This is a genomic window from Streptomyces sp. NPDC030809 (assembly GCF_055572195.1).
In genome coordinates this window covers 152,553-169,917 of the sequence record NZ_JBVIDV010000021.1, presented here as the reverse complement: position 1 = coordinate 169,917, position 17,365 = coordinate 152,553, and the positions used below count along the sequence as shown (strand labels likewise).

Sequence of the window (17,365 nt, the reverse complement as noted above, 5' to 3'; positions counted from 1 at the left end):
ACCCTGTGGGAGAGTAGGACGCCGCCGAACAATCATTGTGGGAAAGCCCCGCACCTTCTGGTGCGGGGCTTTTCTGCGTTTACCGGCAGGACGAGCTCTGCCGACGGCCTGACAGGGTGGTACGGCATCGGTATGGTGCCGGTATGGCGAAGAAGAAGCTCACGATCACGATCGACACCGACAAGGTGGCGGCGATCGAGAAGCTCTTGCAGGCGAACCCGGCCGGGTCGGTCTCCGCGTGGATCGAGGATGCGGTGTCCGCGAAGCTCCACCAGGCCGAGCGCGCCGAGCGTGCGGTCCGCTGGCTCGTGGACCGGGCCCGGGCGGATCAGCAGCCCGACGCGTGGGAAGCGGCGCTCGCGGCGGTGGAGGCGGCCGACCACCGCCACGGCTTCGGCGGCGCGGAGCAGGAGCAGAGCGCCGCGTGAACTCCGGCTACATCCTTGACCACACCGCCCTGGCGGCGCTCGGCCACGGCGACCTGTACATGGCCGCGCGCGTCTTTCGTTCCGTACGGCAGGTCCAGCCCCTCTACGTGCCGGCCGTCGCCTTCACCGACGCGCTCACCTCGGTGGCACAGCCCGAGGTCGCGCAGATGGTCCAGGACGCACTGTCTGCCCCGTGCTTCGTCTTCCGCACCTTGGACGAGCCGGCCTGCTGGGCGGTGGCCCAACTCGCCCGCGAACGTGCCGCCGACCTCCCCACGGCCCACTCCGCCCACCTCGCCCTCGGCTCCGGCCTCCCCGTACTGACCCGCCACCCCGCCACGTACAAGCAGATCGACAGCCGGATCGTGACCGAGGAGATCGGCTGAGAGGTCATCTCATTGGTCGGTCGGCCGGGTTCGGGCCGGGGGAGGGGTCAGTCGAGTTTCGGGGGCTTGTCGGCGGTCTTCTCCAGGCGAGGGGAGTTGAGCCTGTCCGGCGTTTGCAGCTCCAGTGCGCCCTCGTCCACGACGAGCGTGAGCTCGGCTTGGCCGCATCCTCCCACGCCGCGGATCGGTGTCAGCACGAGTGGCGAGCCGGGGGACTTGAGGGTGTAGTCCTCCTGGCAATTGGTGTCATCGACCCAGATCCTCTGCCGTGCCACGTGGTCGCCCGTGCGGCCCTGCCTGATGCTGAACTCGATGGTGAGCGGCGAACCCGCCCCGAGGCTCGAGGAGGCTTTGTACTCCCATACGCCGAGGTACTTCTCGGGAACGGGGCCGGAGGCACGCGTACAGCCGGTGGACAGGGCAACGGCTGCGAGCAGGGCCAGGGCGGCGCGTGCCGTGGGCCGGGTGGTGATGTGTCGATGGTGCAGGCGCATGGGAAAACGGCCCTCCCCCGAACCGTGGGACCACCCTATCCGGCATCTGGCAGACAGTTGCGGGCCCCCGGGCACGCCCCCGTCGGAGGGGCGTGCCCTGCGAGGTCGGGCCGGGTCAGGTCAGGTCAGTGGACGCGGGTGCTGCGGTCGGCCTGCGGCGGCGGGTGTGTACCACTGCGCCGCCCACGGCCGCCAGGACTGCCGTTGCTCCGGCGATGGTCCAGGCCTGGTGGGACGGGCCGGCTGCCGGGGCCGCGGCTGCGGCAGCGGCCTGCTCGGACGCGGCGGACGCGGCGGACCCGGCGGACCCGGCGGAGCCGGACAGGGGGTCGGTCAGGCCGCCGTAGCCGCCGGCCAGGCCCTTGCGGTCGTACGCCGAGCCGGGCATCTTGTCGCCGTAGCGGGCGTGGACCAGCTTCTGGTACGCGGCGAGGGTGACGGAGCGCTTTCCGCCGAGGCCGGCGGTCGCCTCCGAGTTGAGGGGCTCGACCCTGCCCGCGGCGGTGAGCCGGTACCAGGCGTGGATCTGCGGCTCGGTGAAGGCGCGGTTCTGCGCGGTGCCGCGTTCGGCGAGGCTGACGTCGTCGTCGCCGTCGCGGATGCCGGCCAGCTCCCAGCCCGCCGCACCGGCCTGCTGCGGGCTGCTGCCCATCGCGGCGGCGGTCCGCTTGGGCGCGAGGAGTACGGCGGCGTTCTTGCCGTCGGCTGCGGCCACGCGGGAGGCCAGGTAGGTCAGCCGCAGAGCCGTCTTCGGGGTGGCCGGGGTCCTGCCGGTCACGAACTCGGGGCTGATCTCGAACACCGGCACCGGGTCCTTGAGGCCGAACCCGGGCGGCGCGCTGTCCGGCGCGGGTGCGTTCGCGGGTGCGCCGACCGGGCCGCCGTCCGCGGCGGGGGCGGTGCTGCTGCCGTGCTGCCGGGCGGCGACGAGGAAGCGGGAGACGGTGTCGCGGAGCTGGTCGCTGCGTACGGTCTGCCGGGCGGACGCGTAGCCCGGGATGCCGTCCCCGTCCGCGGCGTGCGCGGGAACGACGGTGCACAGGGCGGAGGCGAGCGCGGCCGTGGCGAGGGCGGCGGCCCGGACGGCCGCCCGCCGGGTGCGTCGTATGTGCTGCATGGCTGGTGTGCTCCTCATCCCTAGCCGTGGATGCCGATGCGGGAGTGGGTCCACTGGAACTGGTTGTTGTTCACGTAGGTGGAGTAGTTCCACCAGGTGTACGTCTGGGTGGTCTGCCACGGGTCGCCGACCGCGATCATGCTGCTGGTCTTGTCGTAGCCGTAGATGACGTTCATGTGGCCGCCTCCGCTCCGCCAGCCGAAGCGGACGCCGAAGGGCCGGCCCGCGGAGATCTCCGCGACGGACTCGTCGAACGAGGCGTTGCGGTAGAGGCTGCGGCCGCTGTTCCTCAGCCCCGCCCCGGCCAGGCCGTTGGCCATGTCTTCCAGGGTCGCCGGCTGGTTGTTGCAGTCCACCCAGGTGCCCTGGGCGGCGAGCCGGCAGAACTGCTCCTGACTGACGGGGTGGCCCCAGTACTTGGCGATGGTCACCCCGGAGGCGTCCCAGCACCACTGGGTCCTGACCTGCTTCTGCATGTCGATGCCGAGTGTCTTCCGGGCCGTGGGGGTCGTCGGCGCCGTGGGGGTGGGTCTCGGGTTCGGCGTCGAGCCGCAGACCGGCAGGGGGGAGGTGTTCTCGTAGATGAAGGCGTCGGCGATGTAGTACGAGCCGGTGTAGATCCACCGGGGGTTGTTCTCCACGGTGTCGCCGGTGGTCCGGCAGGTCATCCGGACCTTGTCGCCGACCTTCGAGGAGCCGTTGATCTGCGCCGAAAGGGAGGGCCTGGCGCGGTGGTTGACGGTCTGGTAGCCGCCTTGTCCGCCGGTGACCGTGCCGGTGACCGGATCGGCCTGGGCGAGTGCGCCGAAGCCGAACAGCAGGCCGCCGGAGAGTGCGGTGGTGGCTGCGGCTATGAGCGCCTTCTTGCGGTGGGACGCGCGACGTTTGTGCATCACGCTCCTTCGAGTCGTCGTCATATGCACCTCAAATCCTTGATCGAAGGAAGGTGTGCGGAAGCCTGCCAGACGGGTACGGCGGAGATTTCGGACAAACGGGAATTGGCCTCGATATATCTGACCGTTACCTGGCTATATTCATTTGATGAACAGTCAGTTGGCTTTGAAAAAAGGGGAGTTGCGCTTGGGGGGTGAGTTGGTCCAGGCCTTTTTCGGCGATCTCGTTATCGAATCGAGATAATCGCGGAGTCGCTACTGACGGGAATTCAGTCAAGTATTCATCCAATAACTACCAGCTGAATTAACCCTGTTACGGCCGGTGAGGCGGCAGGTGCCGCGACGGCCGCCCCGCCTCAGGTCATTGGTCCAGACCTATTGACCGGGCCTCTCGCCGCTCCTACGATCCGGACCGGCACGGCCCCACATCCCCACCTCACCCACAGCCGGGCGTCGCGCCCCCCACGAGCCTGTCATGGCCATGGCGTTCGGCGGGAAGGGAGCACCGCATGTTCCGTCGAAGGCCACCCACCCCGCGCACCCCGTCCGTCCTGCGGCGCTCCCTCGCCGCGGGGTGCGCCGCCGCCGTCATCGCCGGGGGCACGGCCCTGGCCGCATCCGTCACGGCCGGGGCCGCCACCGCCGCCGGGGACGCCGCCGCCAACCTGGTGTCCAACCCCGGATTCGAGAACGGGCTCGCCGGCTGGACCTGCTCCGGCGGCTCGGGCGCGGCCGTCGGCAGCCCGGTCCGCACCGGCAGTTCCGCACTCAAAGCCGTGCCGAGCGGCCAGGACAACGCCCAGTGCTCCCAGACGGTGAGCGTCCAGCCCAACTCCGCGTACACCCTGAGCGCGTACGTCCAGGGCAGCTACGTCTACCTCGGCGCCACCGGCACCGGGCTCGGCGGCACCACGTCCACCTGGACCCCGAGCAGCGCGTCGTACGGCCCGCTCACCGTCGGCTTCACCACCGGGCCGAGCACCACGTCCGTCACCGTCTACCTGCACGGCTGGTACGGCCAGCCCGCCTACTACGCGGACGACGTGTCGCTCACGGGCCCCGGCGGCACCACCCCGCCGCCCACGAGCCCCCCGCCGACCACTGCGCCGCCCACCACCGCGCCTCCGACGACCGCGCCGCCCACCACGCGGCCGCCCACGACCGCGCCGCCCACCACGCAGCCCCCGACCACGCAGCCCCCGACCACCCAGCCGCCCGGTGAGACCTGTCCCACGAAGCCCAAGCCCTCGGGCAAGGTGCTCCAGGGCTACTGGGAGAACTGGGACGGCGCCGCGAACGGCGTGCACCCGGGCATGGGATGGATCCCCATCACGGACAGCCGGATCGCCGCCCACGGCTACAACGTCATCAACGCCGCCTTCCCGGTGATCCTCTCCGACGGCACCGCCTTGTGGCAGGACGGCATGGACACCGGCGTCAAGGTCGCCACCCCCGCCGAGATGTGCCAGGCCAAGGCGGCCGGGGCGACGATCCTCATGTCCATCGGCGGCGCCACCGCCGGAATCGACCTGAGCTCCAGCACGGTGGCCGACCGCTTCGTGGCCACCATCGTCCCGATCCTCAAGAAGTACAACTTCGACGGGATCGACATCGACATCGAGACCGGCCTGTCCGGCAGCGGCAGCATCAGCACGCTGTCCGCCTCCCAGGCCAACCTGATCCGCATCATCGACGGGGTGCTGGCCCAGATGCCCGCCGGCTTCGGCCTGACCATGGCGCCCGAGACCGCGTACGTCACCGGCGGCAGCGTCACCTACGGGTCGATCTGGGGCTCGTACCTGCCGATCATCAAGAAGTACGCCGACAACGGCCGGCTGTGGTGGCTGAACATGCAGTACTACAACGGCAGCATGTACGGCTGCTCCGGCGACTCGTACCAGGCCGGCACCGTGCAGGGCTTCACCGCGCAGACCACCTGCCTGAACAACGGCCTGGTCATCCAGGGCACCACCATCAAGGTGCCGTACGACAAGCAGGTGCCCGGACTGCCGGCCCAGCCCGGCGCGGGCGGCGGCCACATGGCACCGGGCCTGGTCGCCCAGTCGTGGAACGCCTTCAGCGGATCGCTGAAGGGGCTCATGACCTGGTCGATCAACTGGGACGGCTCGAAGGGCTGGGGCTTCGGCGACAACGTCAAGTCCCTCCAGGGCCGCTGACCCGCCCGCGCCCCGAGGTGACGTACGTGCAGGCGTACGCAGCACCCGCGGCGGCTGCCCCACGGACCGGGGCAGCCGCTCCGCGGCTCAGGAGCGCGGGTCGGGCGCGGCTCAGGACCGCGGGTCGGGTGCGGCTCAGGACCGCGGGTCGGGTGCGCCCTGCGGCGGGACCTCGGGCGCGCTGCCCGCGGCCGGCTGCTTGGCCATCCGGTCGAAGTAGCGCAGCAGCTCGACCGGGAACGGCATCACGAGCGTGGAGTTCTTCTCCGCCGCCACCTCGACCACCGTCTGCAGCAGCCGCAGCTGCATCGCCTCGGGCGTGTCGGCCATGATGCGCGAGGCGTTGGCCAGCTGCTGCGCCGCCTGGAACTCGCCGTCCGCGGTGATCACCCGGGCCCGCCGCTCCCGTTCGGCCTCCGCCTGCCGGGACATCGAGCGCTTCAGCGACTCCGGCAGCTGTACGTCCTTGATCTCGACGCGGTCGATGTGGACGCCCCAGCCGGCCGCAGGGCTGTCGATCATCAACGCCAGCCCCTCGTGCAGCCGTTCGCGGTCCGAGAGCAGGTCGTCGAGGTCGCTCTTGCCGATGATGGAACGCAGGGACGACTGGGCGACCTGGCCGACGGCGAACAGGTAGTCCTGGACCTCGATGGCGGCCCGCACCGGGTCCACCACCTTGAAGTACACGACCGCGTCCACCTTCACCGACACGTTGTCCCGGGTGATGCCCTCCTGGGTCGGCACCGGAAGCGTGACGACCTGCACGTTCACCTTCCGCATGCGGTCGACGAACGGGATGAGGAAGGTGATCCCGGGCCGGCGGCACTGCGGCAGCGCCCGGCCCAGGCGGAACACCACGCCGCGGTCCACCTGGTTGACGACCCGCATCCCGCTGCGCAGCACCAGCAGGACGGCGACCAACACGACAGCCGATCCGACAACAGCACCATCCACGGCAGTTGACCTCCTCGCGTACCGAACCGGATCCGACACAGACGAGGACACGGGAGGCTCCGGTGCGGATGCAGCACCAGGGTCAGGAGAAGGTCAAACTTGCGCATCGGCGGGGGCCCGGGGACCGTACGCCCGTCGCCAGGACCCGACGAGGTAGGCACGGAAAATGTCGGGTCACCGGCACCCGGGCCCCCGCACCATGGCGGGCATGGATGACACGACCTTGGTCTCCCGTTTCCTCCGCGACGGCTTCGTGAAGCTGGAGGGCGCCGTCGCGCCGCGCGTGGCCGCAGACTGCGCGCGGCTGCTGTGGCGGGAGACGGGCTGCGAGCCCGACGACCCGTCGACGTGGAAGCAGCCCGTGCACTGGGTGGGCGGCATGGCGCAGGGTCCGTTCGCCGCTGCGCCCAACTCACCGTCCCTGCACCACGCGTACGACCTGCTCGTCGGCGCGGGACGCTGGGTGCCGCGGTACTCCCTGGGCACGTTTCCGCTGCGCTTCCCGCACGAGGACGAGCCGGACGACGCGGGCTGGCACATCGAGGGGAGCTATCTGCCGGATGGCGAGAGCTGGTACTTCACGAACCTGCGCTCCCGAGGCCGGGCCCTGCTGATGCTGTTCCTGTTCAGCGAGGTCGGGGACGAGGACGCCCCGACCCGGATCCGGGTCGGCTCGCACCTCGACGTGCCGAAGGTGCTGGAGCAGTACGGGGAGGAGGGGGCGAGCGGACTGACGCTCGGGCCCGATCTGGTGGCGGCTTCCGAGCACCGGCCCACCGCGCTCGCCACCGGGGTCCCGGGCGACATCTTCCTCTGCCATCCCTTCCTCGTGCACGCCGCGCAACCGCACCACGGGGTGCGGCCGCGCTTCATGGCGCAGCCGCCGCTGATGCCGGCTGCGCCGTACGAACTGGAGCGGGCCGACGGTGCGTACTCGCCCGTGGAGATCGCGATCCGCCGGGGTCTGGACGCATGAAGGATGAGGGGTGAGGGATGAGGGACGAAGAGGGACGAGGAAGGGGGGCCGGGCGTGCTGGAGCGGCTGAACCGGGCCATGGAGCACATCGAGGGCCGTCTCGACCAAGATGTCGACGTGGCGGAGCTGGCGCGCATCGCGGCCACCTCGGAGCACCACCTGCGCCGGATGTTCTCTTCGCTCGCGGGCATGCCTCTGTCGGAGTACGTCCGGCGCCGTCGGCTCACCCTTGCGGGAGCCGAGGTGCTCGCGGGGCGTGCAACGCTGCTGGAGATCGCGGTGCGCTACGGCTACGGATCCGGTGAGGCGTTCGCCCGGGCGTTCCGCGCCATGCACGGCATCGGACCGGGTGAGGCCCGGCGTACCGGGGCCGCCCTCAGCTCCCAGCCGCGGATGGCCTTCCGCCTCGTTGTCGAGGGGAGCAGCAGCATGCGGTACCGCATCGTGGACAGGCCGGGCTTCACCGTCGTCGGGTTCAGGACGCGGGTGCCGCTGGTGTACGCGGGCCCGAACCAGGCGATCATGGACTTCGTCCGCGGGATCGACCCGCGGGCCCTGGAGCACCTGGAGAACCTGTCGGACCAGGAGCCGCACGGGATCGTCGCCGTCTGCGACGGCCTGGACCCCGGGCGCGCCGAGGGCACGGAACTCGACTACCACCACGGCGTGGTCACCTCCGCGACTGCTCCGGAGGGCACGTCCACGCTGGCCGTCCCGGCCGGCACGTGGGCGGTCTTCACCACCAGCGGGCCCGTGCCCCGAGCCGTCCAGGAGCTGTGGCGGGACGTGTTCACCGAGTGGTTCCCGTCGAACCCGTACCGCACCCGCACCGGCCCCGAGCTCCTGCGCATCCGCCTGTCGCCGGAGCGGACCGAGGCCGACGCCGAACTGTGGCTGCCGGTGGAGCCGGAGTGCGGCTGACGGCGGCCGGGCCCGGGAGCCTCCTCAGGAACGCGGCTGCCGGCGGCCGGACACCGGGGAGCTTCCCCCGGGCTCCGGGCTCTTCCGCGACGCACACGCGTGGGCCGGTACGCGGACCGGTCCGTGGGAAGACCCCGGGCCCGGCCCGTGGGCAGGCCCCCGGCCCGGTCTCAGTCGGCCGGGCGCTGCGGCGCGCTTGCCACCCCCGACTTCCTGCCGCTGAGTGCGGCATCCAGCGTTTCCTGGGCCGCGCGCATCGCGTCGGCGTACTGCGGCTCGGACAGACGCTCCCAGGCCCGGTCCGGTGTGACGTCCTCGACCCGGCTCGTCACCCACCAGATGTTGCCGAACGGATCCCGTACCCGGCCGCCGCGGTCTCCCCACGCGCTGTCGGCGGCCTCGGTGATCACCTGCGCCCCGTGCCCGACCGCGGCCGCCATCGCGGCGTCCGCGTCCGGGACGTAGACCCGCAGCAGCGAGGGCATCGCGGGCCAGTCGGGCCGCCGATCGAAGGCCAGGAGGACCGTGTCGCCGATGCGGATCTCGCCGTGGCCGATGGTGCCGTCCTCGACCGGCACCCGCGCGAGTTCCTCGCCGCCGAACGCGGCGGTGATGAAGTCGAGCAGCGCGCCGGTGTCGTCGGTGACGACCCACGGCGCAACGCTGGTGTAGCCCTCGGGTGCAGCGTGACTCATCGGTCTCGTCCCTTCTCGTCGCCTCGTGCGGCCTTTCGCGATGGGACGACCCTAGGACCCGAGTAGGACAGATCCGGACCTAGAACACGCAGGACCCGGCGAGCTCCGCCAGTTCCGCCGGGTCCAGTTCGAGGTCCGCCGACCCGGCCGAGTCCTCGATCGACGCCGGCCGACTGGCTCCCGGTACGGGGATGACCGCCGGGGACCGGGCCAGGAGCCAGGCCAGGGCGATCTGCTGGGGGGAGACCCCTCGTACGGCCGCGATGCGGTGGAAGGCGGTGCCGGCGGACGTGGGGCCGGAGGGGCCGTCCAGGGAGCTGCGCGAGATCCCGCCGAGGGGGCTCCAGGGCAGGAAGGCCAGGCCGAGGCGGGTGGCCAGGTCCAGTTCGGGATCGGCGTCGCGTACGGCGGGGGAGTACCGGTTCTGCACGGAGACGAGCGCGTCGCCGAGGATCGTGTGCGCCTCGAGGATCTGGGAGGCGGTGACGTTGGAGATTCCGGCGGCGCGGATGGTGCCCGCGTCGAGCAGGTCCCGCAGCGCGCCGACCGACTCCGCCCACGGCACCTCCGGGTCGGGCTTGTGCAGCTGGTACAGGCCGATGGCGTCCGAGCCCAGGCGCCGCAGTGAGGCCTCGGCGGCGCGCTTGAGGTGGTCGGGGGTGCCCGTGACGGTCCAGCTGCCGTCGCCGGGGCGGCCCCGGCCGCCCTTGGTGGCGACGAGGACGCCGGAGGTGTCGCCGCCGTAGGAGGCGAGGGCGCGGGCGATGAGGAGTTCGTTGTGGCCGCGTTCACCGGCGTGCCAGTGGTAGCTGTCCGCGGTGTCGATGAGGGTGACCCCGGCGTCCAGGGCGGCATGGATGGTGGCGACGGCCCGCTGCTCGTCCGGGCGGTGCTCGAGGGAGAGGGGCATGGCGCCCAGGCCGATGGCGCCGACCTGGAAACGGCCGAGGGTGCGGTACTTCACGGGGGGTCCTTCCGGGTGCGGGGGTCAGGCCGTGGGCGCGGCTGCTGCAGCGGTCGGGGCGGCCGCGGCGGGTTCGGATGCCGCGAGGGCCTCGGTGACGGCTTCGGGGAGCCAGTCGGCGGTCCGGGAGAAGGTGAAGCCCAGTTCCTTCGCGCGGGCGTTGCTCATCGCGTAGTGGCGGTCGAAGGAGAACGGGGAAGCCTCCTCGCCGGCGGCGACGGTCCGGAAGGCCGCCTCCAGACCGGTCCGCTCCGCGACGACGGCGCTCAGCGTCCGCGCGTCGAGCAGCCCGTCCGAGCAGGCGTTGACGGCGCCCGTGAACCCGGTGCCGGTGGCCGCCCACAGCAGCAGCCCGGCCAGCTCCTCCCAGTGGATGAAGACGGTCGGCAGCGCCTCGCCGTGGACGGCGACCGGCACTCCCCGGCCGATGTGCTCCACGTAGTGGGCCAGCCGGCCGGTGAACTCCTGCGCGCCGCCCCCGAGCACGTGCGCACTGCGGACGGAGGCGAACGCGAACTCGCCGCGCTGCGTGAAAACGGCCTCGGCCTGCCGTTTGCCCTCCGCGTAGTGCGCCTCCAGGTAGGAGCCGAGGTGCCAGGGCAGGGCCTCGTCCACCCGCCACCCGGCGGGGTCGACGGTCTCCTCCGGTACGGGGGTGCCGGGCGGTACCGCGGGCAGGGCGGCGGTGGCCGGGTCGTAGACCTCGATGGTGGAGGTCATCACGTACCGGCGGGTGCGGCCGCGGAAGGCGCGGGCGGCGATCGCGGCCTGCACCGGGGTGTAGCAGACCTGGTCGACGACGACGTCGAACGTACGGGACGCGAGGGCGGCGGTGAGGGCGGCCTCGTCGTCGCGGTCGACGACGAGGTGCTCCACGCCGGCGGGCGGGGCGGCCGAGCCGCGGTTGACGAGGGTGACGTGGTGGCCGGCGGCCTGCAGCCGCTGCACCAGGAGCTTGCCGAAGTAGCGGTTTCCGCCGATGACGCAGATCTCTTGCCTCTTTTGCATGCCCTCATCCTGGGCACCTAGAGTCACCAGCAGAAGTGGCGACTTGATGGATGCGTTTAAAGGAAAACTGTTGATCGACGTGCAGCGGCTCCGGATCCTGCGGGCGGTGGCGGAGCACAGCAGCTTCAACCGGGCGGCCGCCGCCCTCCACCTGACCGCCTCGGCCGTCTCCCAGCAGATCGCGGCCCTGGAACGCAGCCTCGGCACGCAGGTCGTGGTGCGCAGCACGCGCGGGGTGAAGCTCACCGCCGCCGGCCGGATCATGGTCGGCGCCGCGGAGGCGGTCGCCGCCGAACTCGCCCACGCCCGGCGTCAGGTGGATCGGCTGGGCACCGGCCGTACGCAGTTCACCCTGGCCACGTTCACCAGCGGCGGCCGCCTCCTGCTGCCCGGCGCGCTGCCGCGCCTGGCGGCCGCCCATCCCGGGACCGTGGTCCACGTCAAGGAGGCCGAGCCGGAGGACAGCCTGCCCCTGGTCCGGCAGGGCGCCGTGGACGCCGCCCTCGCCTACCACTTCGACGGCCCGCTGCCGGGCGGCCCGGGCGGGGGTGCCGGGGTGCAGTGGATCGCGCTGATGGAGGACCCGCTGCACGTCGTGCTCCCCGAGGGCCATCCGCTCGCCGGGCGCGAGGCCCTCGAGATCGCCGAACTGGCCGACGAGCCCTGGGTCCTGGGCTGCCTGAAGACCGAGGCGTACCTGCACCGGTACGCCGAGCGCGCCGGCTTCACCGCGGAGGTCCGCGGCACGACGACGGACTACTTCTTCGCCTGCTCCCTCGCCGCAGCCGGCATCGGCGTCTCCCTGATCCCCTCCGTGGCCCTCCCGCCGGACCTCCCGGGCCTGCGCGTCGTACCGATCCCGGCACCCGCCCCGGCCCGCCACATCGGCATCGCGGTCCTGCACCGCACCGACCATCCGTCCGCGACGACCCTGATCGAGGCCCTGCGGGAACAGGCGGCGGCACTGTCCGCGGGCGGCTGACGGGGGTGAACTTCCAGAAGTGGTGGGGCGTGCACCGAACTGACCGAGGGAGCATGCCCGAACAGGCCCTGCCCCGCCCCCGCCCGGGGTGGGGCGGGGCCGCCCGGGCGCGGCGGCGGTTGCCGGTCGCGGTCGGCGCCCCGCGCGTCCCGATTTTCGTCCTCTTGACGATATGAAGATCCGCCCATTATCGTCGCGCTGACGAAATCGAGGGGGTTTGCTGCCATGGCCGACATCACCCGCCGCTTCGGCTGGCGTCATCTGCGCTCCGCGCCCACCGCACACATCCGCCACCACAAGCGCGGCCGGCTCGTCCACGACGGGCGCGGGCTCAGTTTCTGGTACCGGTCGCTGTCCGCGGCGCTCTCCGAAGTACCGGTCGACGACCGCGAGTTGGCCATGGCCTTCCACGCCCGTACGTCCGACTTCCAGGACGTCTCCGTACAGGCCACCGTCACCTACCGGATCAGCGACCCGGCCCAGGCGGCCGACCGGCTCGACTTCTCCGTGGACCCGGACACCGGAAGCTGGCGCGCCGCCCCGCTGGAGCAGATCGCCACCCTCCTCACCGAGACCGCGCAGCAGCACGCCCTCGACGTCCTGGCCCGCACCCCGCTGGCCGTCGCCCTCGTGGACGGCGTCGCCTCCGTACGGGAGCGGGTCGCGGCCGGACTCGCCGCCGAGCCCCGACTCCCCGCCACCGGCATCGACGTGGTGGCCGTACGCGTCGTGGCCATCCGCCCGGAGGCCGAGGTGGAGCGCGCCCTGCGCACTCCCGCCCGCGAGCAGATCCAGCAGGAGGCGGACCGGGCCACCTACGAACGGCGGGCCGTCGCCGTCGAGCGGGAGCGGGCCATCGCCGAGAACGAGCTCGCCAGCCAGATCGAACTGGCCCGCCGTGAAGAGCAGTTGGTCGAGCAGCGCGGCATCAACACCCGCCGCGAGGCGGAGGAGAAGGCGGCGGCGGACGGCGTGCGCACGGAGGCCGAGGCGGCCCGCAAGGTCCGCCTGGCCCGCGCCGAAGCCGAGGCGGCCCGCGCCACGGGCGCAGCGCGCTCCGAGGCCCAGGCCGCCTGGCTGCGGGTGCACGACGAGGCCGGCCCGGGCACCCTGCACGCCCTGGCCGCGACCCGGCTGGCCGAGAACCTGCCGCGGATCGAGAGCATCACGCTCTCGCCCGACGTCCTCACCGCGCTCCTCTCCCGGCTCGGACGCCCGGCCGCGGCACCGGAAGGCGGCACGGACGCGTGAGCCTGGCCCCGCGGGCGGTGCTCGTCCACCGCAGGACCGAGTACGAGGAACTCCTCGCCCGGCACGGGACGCACGGGCAGGCCGCGTTCTTCCTCTCCAGCCGCGGCCGTTCCATCGACGAGGTGGTCCGCCGCCACGACCGTACGCAGCAGGCGCTGCGGGAGGTGGCGGCGGCGGTGCCGCTCACCTGGCGCGGCGCGCGGGTGGAGCGGGCGGACCTGGACCGCTTCCTGTTCGCCCCGGAGGACGTGGTGGTCGTGGTCGGCCAGGACGGCCTGGTCGCCAACACCGCGAAGTACCTGCGCGGGCAGCCGGTGGTGGGCATCGACAGCGACCCGGGGCGCAACCCCGGGGTCCTGGTCCGCCACCGCTGCGCCGACACGGCCGCCCTGCTGCGCGCGGCGACGGCCGCCGGGGGCCGGGCCGAGGAGCTGACCATGGTCGAGGCCGTCGCGGACGACACCCAGCGGCTGGTCGCGCTGAACGAGATCTACCTCGGCTCGCGCGGACACCAGACGGTCCGCTACCGCCTGGGCTGCGACGGCGAAGAGGGCCCGGAGGAGGCCCAGGCCTCGTCCGGGGTGCTGGTCGGCACCGGCACGGGCGCCACCGGCTGGCTGCGCTCCCTGTGGCTGGAGCGCGGCGGCTCCGCCCGGCTGCCCGCCCCCGAGGACCCGAGGCTCCTGTGGTTCGTACGCGAGGCCTGGCCCTCGCCCACGACCGGCACGACGAAGGTCGCCGGCGAACTGGGCCGGGGGCAGGGGCTGCAGCTGACCGTGGAGTCCGACCGGCTCGTGGTCTTCGGCGACGGAATGGAGAACGACGCCCTGGAACTCACCTGGGGCCAGAGCGTACGCCTGTCCATCGCGGACACCTCCCTGCACCTGGTGACGTGAGCCCCTGGCCGGCCCGGTCGGGCGCCGGTCAGGCCCCGCCGACCGCCGCGAGGACCGTGCCCCCGTGGAAGCGCCGGTAGACGGGCGTGCCGCCCGGCCATTGCGGATGGCGGCCGAAGGGGACCCGGGTCGGGCCGGACGCCGTGCGGAGGTCGGCCAGGAGGGCGCTCTCGGGCAGTCGGGAGCCGGCGTCCGCCAGCACCGGGTCGTCCGAGGCGCGCGCCGCCCCGGCGGTGAGGGGCACGGCGGTCGCGGGTTCGGCCGCGCGCGCCACGACCTCCGGCGCGTCCTCCGGGAACTCCTCGCCGGCGTCGGCGAAGTCCCCGGAGAACCAGTTCAGGAAGGCGGTGGAGAAGCCGTCGAAGTGCTCCTCCGCGTCCCGGGCGGCGTACTTCACCAGTCCGGCGACGGTCAACAGCCAGTGCTGGAGCGAGGGCGCGACCAGCTCGGCGCCGTGGCCCTCCCAGAACCGGAACACCGGCCCCCACGCGCCGGTGGCCGGGTCGACGTCCACGTAGTACGTCTCCGCGCAGGCGTTGGTGTGGACGATGCGGAAGGAGCCGGGGTCCCCGCAGCGCCACGCGGCTCCGCCGCCGGATGCCCCGGCCGGGAACGCGGCCCCGAACTCGCCGTGGCCGCCGACGTGGAGCACTCCGACCCGGCGGCAGATCTCCCGGACCGGCCCGGGCACGGCAACACCCCAGCCGTCCATCTCCTCGTCGCCCACCCCTGGGCCCAGGCGTACGGTCTCCTCGGCCGCCGAGGCCTCCCGCAGGGCCTGCACCACGTCCTGCCACGAGGGGGTTTCGCTGCTCCACGTCATGGTCCGAGCCTGCCATACGGGGTTGGGGGGTCCGGCGCCGCGGGCGGGGCCCGGGCCGGGGGCGGGGCCCGGACCGGCGGAGGGTGAACGTGCCGGTTCCGCTTCCCAGCGGGGCGGTCCGGTGGGACCATGGCGCCACCGGCTGCACCCACCGGCGTGGGGGAGTGCTCGTCCGGTGCGACCGTCCTGGAGTCCCCGCATGAACATCAGGCTCCGCTCCACCCGCCCCTTTCGCTTCCGCTTCCGCTTCCTCTTCCGCTTCCTCGCCGCCGCGGCGGTCGCGGGGCTCCTGTCGACCGGCTGCGAGGGCGGCTCCGGACAGGGCGCGGCGCGCCCGGGTGAGCCGTCCCGGACCCCGAGCGCGGCCACCGGGTCCGCGACGGCGACCGGGCAGCCCACCGCTCCCGCGCCCACCGCCGCCACCCGCACTCCGGGCGCGTCCGAACCGCCCCTCGGGGCGGGCCTGCAGCCGCTGTGGCCGTTCACGACGTACGCGCAGGCGCAGGCATGGCAGAAGTCCTACCGCGAAGGCGGCCACCAGCCCTGGCACCTGGGCGCGGACGACACCGCACTGGCCTTCGTCCAGGGCTACTTGGGCTTCAAGGAGATCGACCGGGTCTCCTCGACCTCCGTCAACGGCCGGCACGCGCGGATCGGCGTCGGCCCGAGCGCCCCCGCGGAGGCCCGCCGCAGCACCGCGGCGGTCATCCACCTGGTCCGGTACGGCACGGGAGCGGACGCCCCCTGGGAGGTCGTCGGCACCGACGACACGACGTTCACCCTGACGGTGCCCGCGTACGGCGCCGCGGCGGGCTCCCCGCTGCGGGTCGGCGGCCGGATCACCGGCGTGGACGAGAGCATCAGGGTGCAGGTGCGCGAGCCGTCCTCGGTCCGACCGCTGGGCACCAGCTGCTGCACCCCCGCCGGTGGCTCGAACCAGCCCTGGACCGCGACCGTCTCCTACACCCGCCCCACCGACCCGGTCCAGACCGTCGTGGCCTCCACCGGCGGCCACATCACGGAGATCGAACGCTTCACCATCACAGCCGTCCGCTCTCGCTGAGGCTCCTCGGCGTTCCGTGCCGGAGGCGGCGTTCCGTGCCGGAGGCGCAGCCGGTGACCCATCAGTCCGCCGGCGCCGGTGTGGGCAAGGGCTGGGGTGGGCGGGGGCCGTGGTACTGGCCGCTCGGGCGCATGCGGAGGGGGCGTTCCTGGTACTCCTCCAGGGCGTGGGCGATCCAGCCTGCCGTGCGGGCCACGGCGAAGACCGTCTCCCCGGCCTCCGCGGACATGCTGCACGAGACGGTCAGGACCGCCAGGGCCAGGTCCACGTTGGGGTGCAGTCCGCCCTGACGGGCCATCACCGCGGCCACCTCGCGGGCCGCGGCCAGCGCGGGACCGGCCTGTTCGAGCTCCTCCAGCCGTGCGAAGAGCGCCACGGCCCGGGGGTCCTCGCCGCGGTAGAGGCGGTGGCCCAGGCCCGGGACCCGGCGGCCCGCCCGGAGGTGGTCGGCGATCACCGGTGCGGCTCCGCCCTGGTCCAGCACGTCCACCAGCATCCGGTGGGCGAGCCGGCCGGCCGTGCCGTGCAGCGGCCCTTCGAGCACGCCGAGCCCCGCCGACACCGCCGCGTACGGATGGGCGCGCGCCGAGGCGGCCACCCGTACGGCCAGCGTGGAGGCGGCCAGGTCGTGGTCGACGAGCAGCGCCAGGGCCAGGTCCAGCACGGCGAGGGCGTCCGGGTCGGGCTCCCGCGGTGTCAGCCGGGACCACAGCTGCCGGGCGATCCGGCCGTCGCCGGCCCACGCGGTACCCAGCGGGGGCAGCGCTCCGACCAGTGTCGGGATCAACGCGCGCGCGGAGTTGAGTACGGCCTCCTCCGACAGGTCGAAACGCAGCGGATCCGCCACCGCGGCCGCGGCGACCGCCACCCGGAGCCGGTCGACCGGGCCGCTGTGCGAGGGCAGGGCGTCCACCGCCCGCCGGGCGGCCTCCAGCGCCTGCGGGGGCGCGCTGAACCGGCTCCCGGGGGGGAGGGTCCCCGTCCAGAGCCACTCGGCGACCTCCTCGTAGCGGTGGCGCGAGGCCAGGGACACGGCATCGACGCCGCGGAAGTAGTACCGGTCGGATTCGATGAGGGTGAGCGCCGTGCGGACGGAGAGTTCCCCGGCGCCGGCGGGCGCGGCCGCCTCGCGCCGACTGCGCCGCGCCAGGGCCTCCACCTCGGTGGCGTCGAAGCTGCTGCCCCGCCCCGATGCCTCCCGGCGACTCGCGAGGAGGCCCCGGCTCACGTACGCGTACACGGTCGCCGGCTTCACCCCGAGCACCCGCGCGGCCTCCTGCGTGCTGAGCCTGCGTCCTCCGCGGTCGGCGGTCTGGTCAGTCATGCCTCACACCCTA

General features: G+C 73.0%; 18 protein-coding genes. 9 read left to right on the top strand and 9 right to left on the bottom strand.

The genetic code is table 11. The annotated features are described in order from the left end of the window. Window positions 1–143 precede the first annotated feature (143 nt). Window positions 144–428 carry a hypothetical protein gene (locus ACZ407_RS26255; protein ID WP_468132335.1) on the top strand — a complete coding sequence of 95 codons (285 nt, stop codon included), beginning with the start codon at window positions 144–146 and terminating at the stop codon, window positions 426–428. Continuing rightward, window positions 425–814 carry a PIN domain-containing protein gene (locus ACZ407_RS26250; protein WP_468132333.1) on the top strand — a complete coding sequence of 130 codons (390 nt, stop codon included), beginning with the start codon at window positions 425–427 and terminating at the stop codon, window positions 812–814. The genes ACZ407_RS26255 and ACZ407_RS26250 overlap by 4 nt, the downstream gene beginning before the upstream one ends. A gap of 47 nt (window positions 815–861) precedes the next feature. On the opposite strand, the gene ACZ407_RS26245 is transcribed toward ACZ407_RS26250, so the two are convergent. The 3 genes from ACZ407_RS26245 to ACZ407_RS26235 form a co-directional block, all read right to left on the bottom strand. Beyond that, window positions 862–1,308, bottom strand: a complete 447-nt coding sequence (locus tag ACZ407_RS26245) for a hypothetical protein (RefSeq protein WP_468132331.1) — start codon at window positions 1,306–1,308, stop codon at window positions 862–864. A 115-nt stretch (window positions 1,309–1,423) separates the two neighbouring features. Then, window positions 1,424–2,425 (bottom strand): hypothetical protein, encoded by a 1,002-nt coding sequence (locus ACZ407_RS26240; RefSeq protein ID WP_468132329.1) that lies wholly within the window; start codon window positions 2,423–2,425, stop codon window positions 1,424–1,426. Between the two features lie 20 nt (window positions 2,426–2,445). Beyond that, complete coding sequence (locus ACZ407_RS26235; protein ID WP_468132327.1) at window positions 2,446–3,318, bottom strand: papain-like cysteine protease family protein; 873 nt, start codon at window positions 3,316–3,318, stop codon at window positions 2,446–2,448. Between the two features lie 509 nt (window positions 3,319–3,827). Between ACZ407_RS26235 and ACZ407_RS26230 the strand changes: the two genes are divergently transcribed. After that, the gene (locus ACZ407_RS26230) at window positions 3,828–5,495 is read left to right on the top strand and encodes a carbohydrate binding domain-containing protein (protein ID WP_468132325.1); all 1,668 of its coding nucleotides are present in this window, start codon (window positions 3,828–3,830) and stop codon (window positions 5,493–5,495) included. 135 nt (window positions 5,496–5,630) lie between these two features. Here ACZ407_RS26230 and ACZ407_RS26225 read toward each other — a convergent pair whose 3' ends face one another. Further along, window positions 5,631–6,383: a slipin family protein gene (locus ACZ407_RS26225; RefSeq protein WP_468132346.1), complete on the bottom strand. Its 753-nt coding sequence runs from the start codon at window positions 6,381–6,383 to the stop codon at window positions 5,631–5,633. Between the two features lie 274 nt (window positions 6,384–6,657). On the opposite strand from ACZ407_RS26225, the gene ACZ407_RS26220 reads away from it, so the two are divergent. Continuing rightward, window positions 6,658–7,425: a phytanoyl-CoA dioxygenase family protein gene (locus ACZ407_RS26220; RefSeq protein ID WP_468132323.1), complete on the top strand. Its 768-nt coding sequence runs from the start codon at window positions 6,658–6,660 to the stop codon at window positions 7,423–7,425. A 54-nt stretch (window positions 7,426–7,479) separates the two neighbouring features. Next, window positions 7,480–8,346, top strand: coding sequence for an AraC family transcriptional regulator (locus ACZ407_RS26215; protein ID WP_468132321.1), 867 nt, complete (start codon window positions 7,480–7,482; stop codon window positions 8,344–8,346). A 170-nt stretch (window positions 8,347–8,516) separates the two neighbouring features. On the opposite strand, the gene ACZ407_RS26210 is transcribed toward ACZ407_RS26215, so the two are convergent. The 3 genes from ACZ407_RS26210 to ACZ407_RS26200 form a co-directional block, all read right to left on the bottom strand. Further along, window positions 8,517–9,041: a VOC family protein gene (locus ACZ407_RS26210; protein WP_468132319.1), complete on the bottom strand. Its 525-nt coding sequence runs from the start codon at window positions 9,039–9,041 to the stop codon at window positions 8,517–8,519. A gap of 79 nt (window positions 9,042–9,120) precedes the next feature. Then, complete coding sequence (locus ACZ407_RS26205; RefSeq protein ID WP_468132317.1) at window positions 9,121–10,005, bottom strand: aldo/keto reductase; 885 nt, start codon at window positions 10,003–10,005, stop codon at window positions 9,121–9,123. Window positions 10,006–10,029: 24 nt separating this feature from the next. Next, complete coding sequence (locus ACZ407_RS26200) at window positions 10,030–11,013, bottom strand: NAD-dependent epimerase/dehydratase family protein (protein WP_468132315.1); 984 nt, start codon at window positions 11,011–11,013, stop codon at window positions 10,030–10,032. 70 nt (window positions 11,014–11,083) lie between these two features. Between ACZ407_RS26200 and ACZ407_RS26195 the strand changes: the two genes are divergently transcribed. From ACZ407_RS26195 to ACZ407_RS26185, 3 genes are all read left to right on the top strand, one after another. Next, a complete protein-coding gene (locus tag ACZ407_RS26195; protein ID WP_468132313.1) occupies window positions 11,084–11,995 on the top strand; it encodes a LysR family transcriptional regulator in 912 nt (303 codons plus the stop codon). A gap of 225 nt (window positions 11,996–12,220) precedes the next feature. Beyond that, window positions 12,221–13,246 (top strand): SPFH domain-containing protein, encoded by a 1,026-nt coding sequence (locus tag ACZ407_RS26190; RefSeq protein ID WP_468132311.1) that lies wholly within the window; start codon window positions 12,221–12,223, stop codon window positions 13,244–13,246. After that, on the top strand, window positions 13,243–14,142 hold the full coding sequence (locus ACZ407_RS26185; protein WP_468132309.1) for a hypothetical protein: 900 nt from the start codon (window positions 13,243–13,245) through the stop codon (window positions 14,140–14,142). Before ACZ407_RS26190 ends, ACZ407_RS26185 begins: the two co-directional genes overlap by 4 nt. 28 nt (window positions 14,143–14,170) lie before the next feature. Here ACZ407_RS26185 and ACZ407_RS26180 read toward each other — a convergent pair whose 3' ends face one another. After that, window positions 14,171–14,965: a hypothetical protein gene (locus ACZ407_RS26180; RefSeq protein ID WP_468132307.1), complete on the bottom strand. Its 795-nt coding sequence runs from the start codon at window positions 14,963–14,965 to the stop codon at window positions 14,171–14,173. Between the two features lie 199 nt (window positions 14,966–15,164). On the opposite strand from ACZ407_RS26180, the gene ACZ407_RS26175 reads away from it, so the two are divergent. Further along, complete coding sequence (locus ACZ407_RS26175; RefSeq protein WP_468132305.1) at window positions 15,165–16,028, top strand: hypothetical protein; 864 nt, start codon at window positions 15,165–15,167, stop codon at window positions 16,026–16,028. A 61-nt stretch (window positions 16,029–16,089) separates the two neighbouring features. On the opposite strand, the gene ACZ407_RS26170 is transcribed toward ACZ407_RS26175, so the two are convergent. After that, a complete protein-coding gene (locus ACZ407_RS26170) occupies window positions 16,090–17,352 on the bottom strand; it encodes a citrate synthase (protein WP_468132303.1) in 1,263 nt (420 codons plus the stop codon). Window positions 17,353–17,365: the final 13 nt, after the last annotated feature.